This is a genomic window from Arthrobacter sp. HMSC06H05, from assembly GCF_001807395.1.
In the GTDB taxonomy this organism is placed as follows: Bacteria; Actinomycetota; Actinomycetes; order Actinomycetales; family Micrococcaceae; genus Pseudoglutamicibacter; species Pseudoglutamicibacter albus.
Map to the genome: position 1 here is coordinate 150,039 of NZ_KV788983.1, position 13,246 is coordinate 163,284.

Consider the following 13,246-nt stretch of genomic DNA (forward strand, 5'->3'; position numbering starts at 1 on the left):
ATCGAGGCAGCGTCCAAGATGAGTCTGTATATGAGGAGTAAGGGTGTCGCCGGGACAGGTTAATAAGCCGCATAGCGATCCGTTGATGAGGCAATACGATATTTCGACGCTGGGCGCGTTGAAGTCTCCGCGGAAGCTGGTGCGCGAGGTTTTGGCAGGTCTCGTGGTGGCGTTGGCTTTGATCCCGGAGGCGATCTCATTCTCGATCATCGCGGGCGTGGACCCTGCGGTGGGCCTGTTTTCTTCTTTCATCATGGCGGTCGTGATCGCGATCGCCGGTGGCCGTACCGCGATGATTTCCGCCGCTACGGGGGCTGTCGCGTTGGTGATTGCGCCGCTGATGCGGGATTACGGTTTTGACTACTTCATTGCCTGCGTCTTATTGGCCGGAGTTTTCCAGGTTGTTTTCGCGCTCCTGGGTGTATCGAAGCTGATCCGGTTTGTGCCGCGTGCGGTGATGGTCGGGTTCGTGAACGCGTTAGCGATCCTTGTGTTCATGGCGCAGATGCCGCAACTGATTGATGTGCCGTGGGTTGTGTATCCGCTTCTGGCGGCAGGGATCGTGATTCTGTGGCTTTTCCCCAAGATCACCGGCGCTGTTCCGCCGCCACTGGTAGCGGTGGTCGTGATTACCGCTGTGGTGATGATCTTCGATATCAAGGTTCCGACGGTTGGCGACCAGGGCGAGTTACCGCATGGGTTACCGCAGCTGTTCATCCTGAATGTTCCACTCACGTGGGAGACCCTGCAGATCATCGCCCCGTATGCCGCGGCGATGGCTTTGGTGGGTCTCATGGAGTCATTGTTGACGGCCCAGCTGGTTGACAACATCACCGGTACTTCTTCAGATAAGAAGCGTGAATCCTGGGGTCAGGGTCTCGCCAACATCACGTCCGGATTCTTCGGCGGTATGGGTGGTTGCGCGATGATCGGGCAGACCATGATCAACGTCAAAGTGTCAGGTGCACGCACACGTATCTCTACATTCTGTGCCGGCGCGTTCCTGTTGGTTCTGGTTCTGGTATTCGATCAGTGGGTGGCGCAGATCCCGATGGCGGCATTGGTTGCGGTCATGATCATGGTGTGTATCGCCACGTTTGATTGGCACTCGATTCAGCCACGTACGCTGCGCACTCTCCCGAAGTCAGAGACGGTAGTCATGCTGGTGACGGTCGCTGTGGTTTTGATGACTTCGAACCTTGCGATCGGCGTGATCGTGGGTGTTTTGACTGCCGCTGTGGTGTTCGTGCGTCAGGTTGCTCACGTGGTGCGGGCCGAGCGGGAACTGCAGGACGAGGAAGGCAACGTCCTTTCTGCGGATACACCAGCGGATCAGGTGGCCCAAGCCGTCTATAAGGTGCGTGGGGCGTTGTTCTTCGGTTCGAGTAACGATTTCACGACGATGTTCCGGTACGGCGAGGACCCGGACCTCGTGTGCTTGGACTTGTCTCAAGCGCAGGTCTGGGATGCGTCATCGGTCGCCGCGCTCGACAGCGTTGAGGCAACATATGCCGAACAGGGAAAGCGTCTGGTGATTGCGGGCATGAGTGAGAAGAGCCGCCGGATCCATGACCGTTTGAGCGGTGAGCTAGGGGAGAGCTAGCTGTCGCGAATTCGCGCGGTGTTCACGTGATATTTACGTCCTATCTGCGCTCGGATTATTCCCCGCAGGTCCGATTAACGTACGCTGTCGGACGTAGTACGGGACTACTTTTTGCGCGACGAATAACGTGTGAAAGGTAGTAGCGTCATCATTTTGGTATGAACTCTAAGGAGAGATTGTGAAAGCTTTCACCAATACTCGTCGCCCAGGCGCCCGCCTCATCGCTGGCCTGTCCATGGTGGGCCTTGCAGGCGCGCTGCTGACCGGTTGCTCGGGTGATAACAACCCAGATGGCAAGCTGTGCGATGACGCCACCAAGGCGCTCAAGGATGCTGGCATCGAAAAGCCTACTGAAGTCCTGCAGATCGAGGACAGCGCTAAGATGTCCAAGCTCGGCCAGGATCTCAAAGCAGCAGCTGAAAACAGCAAATCGGACCTTGCAGAACCTGTCAACCTCTTAGGTAAGTCAGCCGAGCTCGCCGCTAAGGTGAAAGAAGACCCATCGAACGCTGATCAGCTCAAGTCTGAAATGGATGAGATCGGTGAACAGCTCCGGGACGAGGATAACGGAGAGAAGGCTAAGGAACTCTCTAAGAAGTGCGACGCCTTCAAGAACTAGTGGAACCTAGCGCAGGCTAGGTGACATGCTCCCCGTTGGCTGGACTGAGAAATCAGTACCTGGCTAGCGGGGAGCATCTTTATGCGATCCGTGCTGAGATGAGTAGAGATCAGTTTTGAGTAGGGCTGAGTTGCCTAGGAAGTTGAGGAATGGATCATCGCCGCACGTTCTAACGCACGCAGTGCCCAGCATTCTGGTGCACGCCTCATCGCAGGGTTATCGGTTGCTGGTCTTGTGACTGCCTTCCTCGCTGGATGCTCGGCTAAGGACCCAGATGAGGCCTTGTGCGAAGACATGGTCAAAGCAGTAAACGCGACCGGTGCCAGAAGTTCCGACGAGCTCGAGGACAGCGACAAGAAACTTAAGGCCGGGAGGAACCTTCAGATAGCGGCTCACAATAACAAGGGTTCGCAGTACTCAGATGCTCTGGAACTTTATGGTCGCTTCACAGAGGCTGAAGCCAAGGCGGATCACGAGAGCTCGAACCCTGAATATCGTGAAGAGAAATGGGTGCTTGAAGTCAGGATGAATGAAGAGCGCACAGAGGAAAAGGTGGACGAGTTCTACAAGAAGTGTCTGGCCTTCCGGGACGAGTAAACAACTGAGCGTGCATGACCACTTCAATATGAAAGTTGATGGTCGCCACACTAAAGTGCCCTGTTATTGGTGTGAAGTAACAACTAGCATCGTTTTTAAGCAGGAAGCAGGGAGAAGGTCATGAAAACACGTTCTAGTGCACCCAGTACCCATCGCCCAGGCATTCATCTCATCGCGGGCTTGTCCGCACTTGGCCTTGCGGCCGGGCTTCTGACTGGTTGCTCGAACAAGGACCCCGATGAGGGTCTGTGTGAAGAGGCGACCAAGGCACTCGAGTCCGTTGGCTTGGACAACGGGAACGATATCCCGAACCTCGAGAAGGCTGAGAAAGTGAGTCAGCTCGGCGAAGGGTTCGTTGATGCAGCCGAGAAGTATGACGATTCTGAGTACGCTGAACCCATTGAAGTCGTAGGCAAGATGGCGGTTACTTCCGCCAAGCTTGACCAAGACCGCGAGAATCAGGAACTTCAAGCGGAGTTATACAACCTGTCGCAGCAGGCCGCCCAGCCAGAGCTAGGGGAGAAGGCTAAGAAGTTCGCTGAGAACTGCCCTGCCTTCGATGAGGACTAGCTACCAGCGTTGTTCCCCCCCAAAGCGTTGTTCCCTGAGTAGGAACTTAAGGAGTAGATTATGAAAGCACGTTTCAACACACGCGGCACCAAGCACCCAGGTGCCCGCCTCATCGCTGGCTTGTCCGCACTTGGCCTTGCGGCCGGGCTTCTGACCGGTTGCTCAAACAAGGACCCCGACGAGGCCCTGTGTGAAGACTTCTCTCAGGCGCTGAAGAATGCAAACATCGAAAGTTTCAGTGACTTCATGCGCATCTCAGACTCCGAAAAGCTGGCTCAGTTCGGCCAGGACCTCAAAGGTGCCGCTGAGAAGAACAGTACGTCGGAGCTGTCCGATCCGATCTACCTGCTTGCCAAGATGATTGACGTTCAGGTCAAGATCTCAGAAGACATGTCGAACACTGAAGCTCAGGCTCAGATGCGTGAACTCGGGGAACGAGCCACAGACCCAGCGATGGACGATAAAGCCAAACAGTTCGCTGAGAAATGCCCTGTCTTCGAAGAGGGACGCGAGTAGTTCCCGCAACGGGCCAACGTTTTTCTTGTTTAGGACTGTTCTCACACGTGTTCTGCGGTTAGTATCAGTTCAAGACTGACCTGAAACAGATACGGAGTACACCATGGGCACCTTCATCGTCGGCGTTGACGGCTCGCAGACTGCATTCAAAGCTGCATCCCGCGCAGCGCATGTAGCGGCACGAACTGGCGACACCCTCGTTGTGGTTTCGGCTCACTCCAAAGACAACACTGAGGTTGTCAACATCGGTACCGACACCTGGGTTCTCGACGACGCCGACCTCGCAGGTGACCTTGCTCGCCGCGTGGCAGACCGACTCCTCGAAAACGAGCCCGACCTCAAAGTAGAGACCGCCGCGATGTTCGGCAAGCCCGTGGATGCCTTGATCAAGGCCGCTAAAGAACACAAGGCTGACGTGATCTTCGTAGGTAACGTAGGCACTCACGGCCTGGGCCGTGTGCTCGGCTCCGTAGCCACCGGCATCGTGCACAACGCACCGTGTGACGTCTACGTTGTCCGTACCTCCGGAAACTAGTATCCCGCACCCTTCTGAGATGCCCGCGCAGCTGAACCGCCTGCGTCTGTGGTGTGCACCTGGAACCAGCCCTGACAAGTGGCTTAAGCGTTTTGGTGACGCACGCCCTGATGTTTCGGTCCAGCTGACCGCGGGCACCTCTGATTCTGAGGCAATCGAGGCGCTACTGAACTTCCGCTCGGACGTCGCTTTGGTGCGCCACAGTGTTGACGAGGTCCTCACCCGCCGCGAGTTCCCCCGGGGCGTCCGCCTGCACGCGGTGAGGCTCTACGACGAGGATGTTGCGGTTGTAACGGCCCGCGAGCATGACGCGGAATACTGGGATGAACACGATTCAATCCCGCTAGAGGAAGCCGCGGCGTGGGCGCGTCTTGACCCTGCCGATTACCCAGATGATGTTGCGGGCCAGCGCATGATGGTCGAGGTCGCTGCCTCGGGTGCTGGCGCGGTAGCTGAGCTACCTTTTCCGTTGGCGCGCATGCTCTCCCGCAAGGACGTTGTGGTGCGCCGCCTGCAGGCAGAACCTCGAACACGCGTCTCCGTTGTATGGGTGCACCCGGACGCGGTCCCAACAGTGAGTAACGGGGATTGGAGCCTGGCTGAGCGCGAGACGCGCGAGGCTGTGATCCAAGACTTTGTTGGAGTGCTCAGAGGCCGCAGGGCAGGGTCATCCCGCGGATCAACATCATCTCGCGGATCAACCCAGACTTCCCAGCAAGAGAGCTCTTCGCAACAGAGTTCTTCTCGGCGGTCTTTTTCTCAACAGAGATCTCTAAAGAGCCGGGCTTTACGAAGAAATACAGCTAGTTCTCGAAAATTACGTAGGAAGCGCTAATTTTCCACATATACGATAAATCCACGCGCTTGCTCATGTGGGCTTAATGGTGACCCTGAAAACGCGTGCTTATTCCGAATAAATCCATCTAACAAATTTCGTTCGTCAAAATGGGAGCGATATTTGCCCAAGGTATGTGGGAAATAAGTCAGGTCGGATAGTGACACCTATCAGCATCAAATGACTGGCGGCTCATAGCTATCCGTGACCTCACACAAGAAAAACATCAGGAGAATTCAACCAAATGGCCACAGCTGACCATGACAATCTGAAACAGACCATCAATGAGGGCATAGGATCTTCCTCGCACGTTCTGCGCAACACGGTTGTCGCGAACCTTGGACGGCGCATCGTTCATGGCGAGATCGGCGCTGGCTCACGCTTCACGCTCGATGACATCCAGGACCATTTCGACGTGTCCCGCACGGTGGCACGCGACGCGATGCGCATCCTGGAATCTATGGGCCTGATGTACGCCAAGCGCCGCGTGGGCCTCATTGTTACCGGCCTGGAGCACTGGCGTGTGCACGACCCGCAGGTCATCACGTGGCGATTGTCCGGCCCAGACGGTGACACTCAGTTCCGTGAGCTGACGGAGCTGCGCCGCGCAATCGAGCCGATGGCGGCTGCTGGTGCCGCGATCCACGCCCCACGCGAAGTCAAGAACGACATCATTGCGTTGGCAGGCCAGTTGCGTGACACCGCTGCATCGAATGACATGGAAGCGTTCGTGCGCACGGACACCGAGTTCCATGAGCTGATTTACCGTTACAGCGGAAACTCATTGTTCCGCATGTCTGGGCATGTGATCCAGCAGATCATGCGCCGCAGCTTGACCGTCAACGGTGAGCTTGTGTCTCCGAGTGAAGCGGTGCTGGATCAGCATGACGCTCTCGCTCTTGCGATCTCTTCCGGTAGTGCTGAGCGCGCTCGTGAGGCGAGCGAATGGATTACGAGCGAAGCCAACCGCACCGCGCACACTGAGCGTGAGGCCGCCTAGCAGCCTTGCTACCGCGACACCCTTCTAGGTATTACTTTCTAAAGGTGACAATGGGCACACTTCGGTGCACCCTGGTAATAGTCAGGAAGAATCGATTGCTCATCCGGCAGAAGGTGAACCATGGAATTTGGGGAGTTCTCAACAGTAAACGTTTCTGAGCGTGGAAGCGCTTTGCTTGTGAGCATCAACAGGCCGCGGGCGATGAATGCGCTCTCGACCCAGGTGGTCGCTGATCTCGATGCCGTGGTCACCACGTGCTCCCAGTTGCTGGAAACAGCGCCTGAGTCCGGGTGGCCGTTCCGTGCTGTAGTTATCACCGGCGAGGGTGAGAAGGCTTTCGCGGCAGGGGCGGACATCGTTGAGATGAGCGAGTACGGCTCAGAAGAAGCACGCGCCTACGCCGAGTCGATGCATCAGGTCACGCTCGCGTTGGAGGCGTTGCCGGTTCCGGTGATCGCTGCGGTGAACGGTCACGCGCTCGGTGGCGGCTGCGAGCTGGCGTTGGCGTGCGATTGGATCATCGCGTCTGAGAACGCCTCGTTCGGCCAACCTGAGATCACGTTGGGGATCATCCCGGGTTTCGGCGGCTGTGTGCGTTTGCCGCGCCGCGTCCCGTTGGGTGTGGCTCGCGAGATGATCCTGACGGGTAACCCGTTGCGCGCACAGCGTGCTCTGGAGGTCGGCCTGGTCAACTGCGTGTGCCCAGATAAGGATGCGCTGCTTGAGTGCGCTGATGAGCTGGTTGCTTCGGTTGCACAGCGCTCCCCGGTTGCTGTTGCCCAAGCTAAGCTAACGATGGCCAAGGCGGATGCGCTCACGGTCCGTGATGGTTTGGATGTTGAGTTGGGCGCGTTCTCTGCCGTGTTCGGTTCTGAGGATTCGCGTGTAGGGCGGCAGGCTTTCGTGGATAAGCAGACCGCTCAGTTCCCGGGTCGGTAACCAAGACGGTGAGTGATGGTTACAGGGATACTGGCATGTTGGTGATCGGTGAGGCGCTCGTCGATATTCTTCAAAAGACTGACGGCAGCGTTGCGGCGTACACAGGCGGTTCGCCGCTGAACGTCGCTATGGGTTTGGCCCGTTACGGGGCCCAGGTGACGTTTGCGACGCGTCTGGGTGATGACGATGCCGCGCACGTTGTTTTGGAGACGTTGGCGCGTGAGGGTGTTGAGGTTTTCACTCCGCCTTTGCGTGGAGCCACGACTGTTGCGCGCGGCCAGGTTGGGTCCGATGGTCAGGCGGATTATCTTTTTGAGTCACTCACGTGGGATCTAGGCCCGGCTGATGATGAGTTGGCTGCGTTGGCGACTGACGCGTCGGTGGTTCATTCGGGCTCGCTTGCGGTTTCGTTGGATCCGGGGCGCTTCGCCGTGTTGAACGCGATGCGGGCGGCCCGTGGGCGTGCGTTGGTGACGTTTGATCCGAATGTGCGCCCTGATACGGCGGGGACCCGTGAGGTCGAGGCTGAGCGCATCGAGGAGGTTGTTGCGCTGGCTGATGTGGTGCGGGCCTCTGACGAGGATTTGGAGTGGCTGTATCCGCAATGCCCTGCTGTTGATACCGCACGCAGGTGGCTTTCGATGGGCCCTTCGCTTGTTGTGGTGACGAGCGGGGGCAGTGACGCGTTGGCTATGACTCACGAGCATCTTGTGACGCGTGCGGCTCACTCGGTTGATGTGGTGGACACGGTGGGTGCAGGGGACGCTGTGATGGCTGCGTTGATTTCTGCCTTGGTGGATGCCGGTTGTGGCGGTATTGGTGCGGCTGAGCGGGTGCAGGGCTTGTCTGAGGGGCAGGTTTCGCGTCTGTTGGATGTCGCGTTGGCGGCGGGTGCGTTGGCGGTTGAGTCTGAGGGGCCTGATGGGCCCTCGCGTGAGCAGCTTTTGAGTGTTGTTGGTCCGGTGGCGGATGGCGGCAGGGAGGGGGTGTTGCTGTGAAGCTTTTGGCAACTGACCTGGATGGGACGGTTGTGCGTCGTGATGGGACGATGTCTGACCGTACTGTTGAGGCTTTGCACGCCGCGCGTGCCGCGGGTGTGCACGTGGTTTTGGTGACGGGGCGGCCGTTGCGGTGGCTTGGGCCGGTGCGTGAGCGTTTGGGTGATCTGGGGCCGGTGATCGCCTATAACGGCGCTGTTTTGTTCGATGATTCGCGTGGCGTGGTGGTGGATGCTGCGGAGATTGATGCGGCTGCGATGCGTGAGGCGCGGGAGCGGATTCTGTGTGCGGCTCCGGATGCATTGTTCGCGGCAGAGACGTTGGAGGGGATTGTTGCGGAGCCGGGGTTCATTCCAGCTCAGGCTCGCGCGGGTTTTGTTGATGCGGGCGCGCGTGTTTCGGATTCGGGTCTGGATTTCGATGCGGCGGTTGCTCAACGTACTGTGAAGCTTTTGGCTAAGCGACCCTCAGGTAAGGCATCCGAATTCGCGGCGGTTGTGGGGCGTGCCGTGGATGATGTTGTGACGATGACGCATTCAGCGTTTGATGTCGCGTTGCTTGAGATGTCAGCCCCGGGGGTTGATAAGGCGGCACGTTTGCGTGATTTCGCGGCGTCTTTGGGGGTTGCGCGTGAGGATGTGTGGGCGTTTGGGGATATGCCTAATGACATCCCGATGCTCGCGTGGGCTGGCACGGGTGTTGCGGTGGGCCCGGATTACCAGGTGGTGGCCGATGCCGCGGATCGTGTGGTTGGCCCAGTGCACGAGGACTCGGTTGCTGTTGAGATTGAACGGGTCCTGAAACGCTTAGCTTAGAGCCGACCGGCGCCCGTGGCGGCGCCCGTTCCTGCTAGCCCCGTTCCTACTAGCGTTGTTCCTGCTGCTTCCGTTCCCGCCATCACCGTTCACGCCGGCGCTGTTTGCGCGGGTATCGTTCCTGCCAGCGCCATTCCTGCCAGCACCGTTTGCGCGGGCGCTGTTTCCATTGGCGCGGTGGTTGTGGTGGCGTGGGTCTGAATCGACCGCGTAGTGCAGGAGTGCGCGGAGTTCGCCTGCGTATTTCGTTTGGGTTTCAGGCGGGGCGTCACGCATGAGCTCCATGAGCGCCAGATAGTTCCGCACGTGCGCAAGCAGGGTTGCTGGGATGAGGTAGTCCAGCAGGTTCTCTGGTGAAACAGGGGAGTCCGCGGCGAGTGGGGTGATGTAGTTGACCAGCAGGGAGCGCATCGGTTCCTGGAGTGGTTCTGTGCGTAGCACGTTGCCGAGTTCCAGCGCGATCCCTGCGATCGCGAGCAGCGGGTTGGTGAAGGTTGCCCCGCTCCAGCCAACGAACATGATGGGGTTGCGGTGGGAGTCCGGTAGCAGGATGCTTCTGCTTTCCGGGTTGAGCTGGTTATAGACCAGGGGGAGCTTGGTTGAGGCGAGCGCGGCGGAGGCGTCCTTGAGGTGACGTGATTCACGCCGGAGGAAGTCCAGGGTTGTGGGCTCGATCCATAGCGGGTGGTAGTCCGGCATGCTCTCGTGGATGTCGAGCGCGTCCGTGTACAGGTCTGGCCAGGAATCATCGGTGTAGGCGAGCGCTCCGAGGTTCATGAGGCGGTCCTGGCTGGTGGCCGTGGCCTGGTGCAGATCCGATGCCTCTGTCAGTACCCGTCCAATGAGTTTGGTGGCTGCTTCGGCATCTTTAGGGCTCAGTGCGGAGCTGCGGCGCTTGCCGTGTTGCCGTTGCGGCATGAGGTCGGAGAGCGGGGTTCCGATGCCGGGGGTCAGGATCCAGCCTTGTTCGGGCTCAACCGCGATGGGGACCGGGACGTGGCCTTTCGTGACGGCGGCCAGATGCGCGGACAGCGTCGCTTCCGCGGCTCGCGCGGGAGCGGTGGCCTTGAAATAGATGGTCCCCTCGGGTGTATCGATGCTGTAGACGGCCGCCGCGAGGGTTGCTGTGACAGGTTTGAGGCGGGCTACACACTCGATACCGAGGGTGTCGAGGGCACGCTGAATCCAGCCGCGGGCAGTGTCTTTCCACCCTGCGGCTTTCCAGGTGTCTTCCCATTCACTCATATCTGTACCATCTTAGGTTGGCCCGGCCTTCTTGTGTACCTCTCGGATCTACTAGCCTAGCTTGCCTGGCTGGGCGCCTTGAGGCTCGTCTACGTGGGTGGGGACGGTCTTACGCCACAACGCAATTCCTCGCATCACGTGATAAATCAGCAGGGTTGCGATGGTTCCCAACGCGATCCCGTCCAGTGTCAGGCCCGCGATCATCAGGACGTTATCGCCGCCGTTGAGTGCGATCGCGATGATGAGGCCCGCGCCCGCGGTCATGAGGTTGATCGGGTTGCCGAAATCCACTTGGTTTTGAACCCAGATGCGGGCACCCATGATCCCGATCATCCCGTAGAGCACGATGCCTGCCCCGCCGAGCACACCCGGAGGGATGGTTGCGATGACGGCCCCGAATTTAGGCATGAAAGACAACACGATGGCCACGAAACCAGCGATCCAGTACGCCGCGGTGGAATACACGCGTGAGGAAGCCATGACGCCGATGTTCTCTGCATAGGTCGTGGTGCCCGAGCCGCCAGCCGAGCCTGCGAGCATGGTCGCAATACCATCACCCATCAGGGTTTTACCGTTGAGGTGATCGTAGCTTTTGCCGGTCATGACGCCCACGGTGCGGACGTGGCCCACGTTCTCCGCGATCAGGACGAATAAAACCGGCAGGAACAGCAGGATCACGTGAAGATCAAACGTCGGGGTGTGGAACGCTGGCAGACCAACCCACGCGGCCTCCTTGACGGGAGTGAAGTCGATCTCGCCCTGAGGCAGTGCCACGAGATAGCCGATCACGATGCCCAACAGGATCGACAACCGCCCCAACATCCCGCGGAACAGAACCGAACAGATCACGACCGCGGCCATCGTGCTGAAGGTCGTGAGCGTGTATTCCTTCATTTTCGGCACGGTCGAACCGGCAAGGTTAAGCCCGATGAGCGCGACGATCGTACCCATGACCGCCGGCGGCATGAGCGCGTGGATCCAGCCCGTGCCGGTACGGTTGACGATTACGCCGACCAAGAACAAGACGAAACCCGTGACAAACACACCACCGAGTGCCGCACCGAAGTTGTCCCGGCCAGGCCCCATCGCAGCGCTGACCGGCGCGATGAACGCGAACGAAGAGCCGAGATAACTCGGGATCCGGTTACCCGTAACCAACAAGAAAATAATGGTTCCAAGCCCAGAGAACAACAGTGTTGTAGTGACAGGGAAGCCCGTGAGAGCCGGAACCAGAACCGTGGCTCCAAACATCGCCATGACATGCTGAACACCGATGCCGATAGTCTGCGGCCAGTGGAGGCGCTCGTCCGGGGCAACAGCTGTATTCGGTGAAACCGTGCGGCCATCGCCGTGCACAGTCCAACTGAACACAGGCTTGCTTTTCTTGGGCATGGAACTTCCTGAATGGCGCCAAAAATGGCACCGTTAAAACATGTGGGGCTGAACGAGTATCTTACTCTTCAGTACGCCAAGAAACTAACTCGTAACTCAGATGTCCTTGGCCGGCCGATACCCACCCCATAGGATCGAAATATGATGGCCACCAATCAGACTCCCGAGAACGCCGCCCGCATCCGTACCGCCCCAGACGACGCGGAGAACCGCGGGATCCAGGAGACCGTGGCGCACCTGCGCGAAGGCGCGCTCTCCCGGATCGCTCACGTGCGTCGCTTCAGGATCGCTCAACTCGATGCTCTCGAGGCGATGCTCGCTGAAAACCGCGAGGAACTACTCGAAGCGCTCGCGCAAGACCTCGGTAAGTCTGAAACCGAATCCTCCGTGGCCGAGCTGCAGGTTGTTGAAGGCGAAATCGCGCACGCCCGCCGCCACCTCGATGACTGGATGATGCGCCGCAAAGTATCTTCACCCATCGCGCTCGCGCCAGCATCAGCCACCGTGATGCCGAGGCCTAAAGGGCTCGTGCTCATCATCTCGCCGTGGAACTACCCCGTGAACCTCACGCTCGCCCCACTCGTGGCAGCGCTCGCGGCGGGCTGCTGTGCCGTGATCAAGCCGAGCGAACTCGCGCCAGCCACAGCAGAAATCCTGACTGAACTGATCCCTAAGTATCTTGACCACCGCACCGTGGCCGTCATCAACGGTGGGGCAGAGGAAACCCAAGAGCTACTGAAGGAACAGTGGGACCACATTTTCTTCACCGGCTCAGAAAAAGTGGGGCGCATCGTCTACCGTGCCGCGGCCGAACAAATGACCCCGTGCACACTCGAACTCGGGGGCAAGAGCCCCGTAGTGGTTGTGGACGGCAACATCAAGACCGCGGCACGCCGCATCGCCTACGGCAAGTTCATGAACGCCGGGCAGACGTGCGTGGCACCGGACTACATCCTCGCGGTGGGTTCACGTGTGAGCCGGGCGCTGGAAAAAGAACTGCCGGCCGCGATCCAGCAGTTCTACGGGACAGACCCGCAACAATCCCCGGACTATCCACGCATCATCACCACGCGCCACGCAGAACGCCTTAAAGGCTTCCTCGACCAAGGCCGCGTGGTCACCGGCGGAACCGCCGATATTGAAGACCGCTACATCGCCCCGACCGTGCTTGCCGATGTTGAGCCGGACCAGCCCGTGATGCAAGAAGAGATCTTCGGGCCCATCCTGCCGATCATCACGGTGGAAACCTTCGATGACGCCCTCGACTTCATCGAAGACAGGCCAGACCCGCTGGCCGCCTACCTGTTCTCAGGCAAGGCAGGGCTCCAGCGGATCTTCGAAGACTACGTGCGCGCAGGCGGGGTGTGCATCAACGCGACCGTGATCCAACTAGCGATCCCGTCCCTACCATTCGGCGGCATCGGAGCCTCCGGGATCGGTCAGTACCACGGCAAAGCCGGCTTCGACGAGTTCAGCCAAGACCGCCCAACCCTCTCCAAGCCGCTGCGCTTCGATACCCTGCGGGTTGCCTACCCGCCATATAAGGGAACCAAATCGAAGCTCCTCAAAGAGCTGCTATAGG

Annotated in this window: 14 protein-coding genes; 12 read left to right on the forward strand and 2 right to left on the reverse strand. The window is 59.0% G+C overall.

Features of this window, described 5'->3' with window-relative positions:
- Nucleotides 1-85: 85 nt before the first annotated feature.
- From HMPREF3160_RS05735 to HMPREF3160_RS05785, 11 genes are all read left to right on the forward strand, one after another.
- Nucleotides 86-1,603, forward strand: a complete 1,518-nt coding sequence (locus tag HMPREF3160_RS05735) for a SulP family inorganic anion transporter (RefSeq protein WP_070507589.1) — start codon at nucleotides 86-88, stop codon at nucleotides 1,601-1,603.
- Nucleotides 1,604-1,781: 178 nt separating this feature from the next.
- Nucleotides 1,782-2,222, forward strand: coding sequence for a prolipoprotein diacylglyceryl transferase (locus HMPREF3160_RS05740; RefSeq protein ID WP_035756045.1), 441 nt, complete (start codon nucleotides 1,782-1,784; stop codon nucleotides 2,220-2,222).
- A 234-nt stretch (nucleotides 2,223-2,456) separates the two neighbouring features.
- Entirely contained in the window at nucleotides 2,457-2,819 is a 363-nt protein-coding gene (locus tag HMPREF3160_RS05745) for a hypothetical protein (protein WP_035756043.1), read from the forward strand.
- 120 nt (nucleotides 2,820-2,939) lie between these two features.
- Nucleotides 2,940-3,389 carry a hypothetical protein gene (locus HMPREF3160_RS05750; protein WP_035756042.1) on the forward strand — a complete coding sequence of 150 codons (450 nt, stop codon included), beginning with the start codon at nucleotides 2,940-2,942 and terminating at the stop codon, nucleotides 3,387-3,389.
- Between the two features lie 60 nt (nucleotides 3,390-3,449).
- A complete protein-coding gene (locus tag HMPREF3160_RS05755; RefSeq protein ID WP_035756040.1) occupies nucleotides 3,450-3,905 on the forward strand; it encodes a hypothetical protein in 456 nt (151 codons plus the stop codon).
- A gap of 103 nt (nucleotides 3,906-4,008) precedes the next feature.
- Nucleotides 4,009-4,440, forward strand: coding sequence for a universal stress protein (locus HMPREF3160_RS05760; RefSeq protein ID WP_035756037.1), 432 nt, complete (start codon nucleotides 4,009-4,011; stop codon nucleotides 4,438-4,440).
- Nucleotides 4,441-4,459: 19 nt separating this feature from the next.
- A complete protein-coding gene (locus HMPREF3160_RS05765; RefSeq protein ID WP_070507539.1) occupies nucleotides 4,460-5,275 on the forward strand; it encodes a LysR substrate-binding domain-containing protein in 816 nt (271 codons plus the stop codon).
- Nucleotides 5,276-5,519: 244 nt separating this feature from the next.
- Entirely contained in the window at nucleotides 5,520-6,275 is a 756-nt protein-coding gene (locus HMPREF3160_RS05770) for a FadR/GntR family transcriptional regulator (protein ID WP_070507541.1), read from the forward strand.
- 120 nt (nucleotides 6,276-6,395) lie between these two features.
- The gene (locus tag HMPREF3160_RS05775; RefSeq protein WP_070507542.1) at nucleotides 6,396-7,214 is read left to right on the forward strand and encodes an enoyl-CoA hydratase/isomerase family protein; all 819 of its coding nucleotides are present in this window, start codon (nucleotides 6,396-6,398) and stop codon (nucleotides 7,212-7,214) included.
- 35 nt (nucleotides 7,215-7,249) lie between these two features.
- Complete coding sequence (locus HMPREF3160_RS05780) at nucleotides 7,250-8,212, forward strand: carbohydrate kinase family protein (RefSeq protein ID WP_070507543.1); 963 nt, start codon at nucleotides 7,250-7,252, stop codon at nucleotides 8,210-8,212.
- Nucleotides 8,209-9,027 carry an HAD family hydrolase gene (locus HMPREF3160_RS05785; protein ID WP_070507544.1) on the forward strand — a complete coding sequence of 273 codons (819 nt, stop codon included), beginning with the start codon at nucleotides 8,209-8,211 and terminating at the stop codon, nucleotides 9,025-9,027. The genes HMPREF3160_RS05780 and HMPREF3160_RS05785 overlap by 4 nt, the downstream gene beginning before the upstream one ends.
- Here the strand turns inward: HMPREF3160_RS05785 and HMPREF3160_RS05790 are convergent.
- Nucleotides 9,019-10,272, reverse strand: coding sequence for a hypothetical protein (locus HMPREF3160_RS05790; RefSeq protein ID WP_070507545.1), 1,254 nt, complete (start codon nucleotides 10,270-10,272; stop codon nucleotides 9,019-9,021). The two genes, HMPREF3160_RS05785 and HMPREF3160_RS05790, sit on opposite strands and share 9 nt — an antisense overlap.
- A gap of 51 nt (nucleotides 10,273-10,323) precedes the next feature.
- Entirely contained in the window at nucleotides 10,324-11,664 is a 1,341-nt protein-coding gene (locus HMPREF3160_RS05795; RefSeq protein ID WP_070507547.1) for a uracil-xanthine permease family protein, read from the reverse strand.
- 141 nt (nucleotides 11,665-11,805) lie between these two features.
- Between HMPREF3160_RS05795 and HMPREF3160_RS05800 the strand changes: the two genes are divergently transcribed.
- Nucleotides 11,806-13,245, forward strand: coding sequence for an aldehyde dehydrogenase family protein (locus HMPREF3160_RS05800; RefSeq protein WP_070507549.1), 1,440 nt, complete (start codon nucleotides 11,806-11,808; stop codon nucleotides 13,243-13,245).
- Nucleotide 13,246 lies beyond the last annotated feature (1 nt).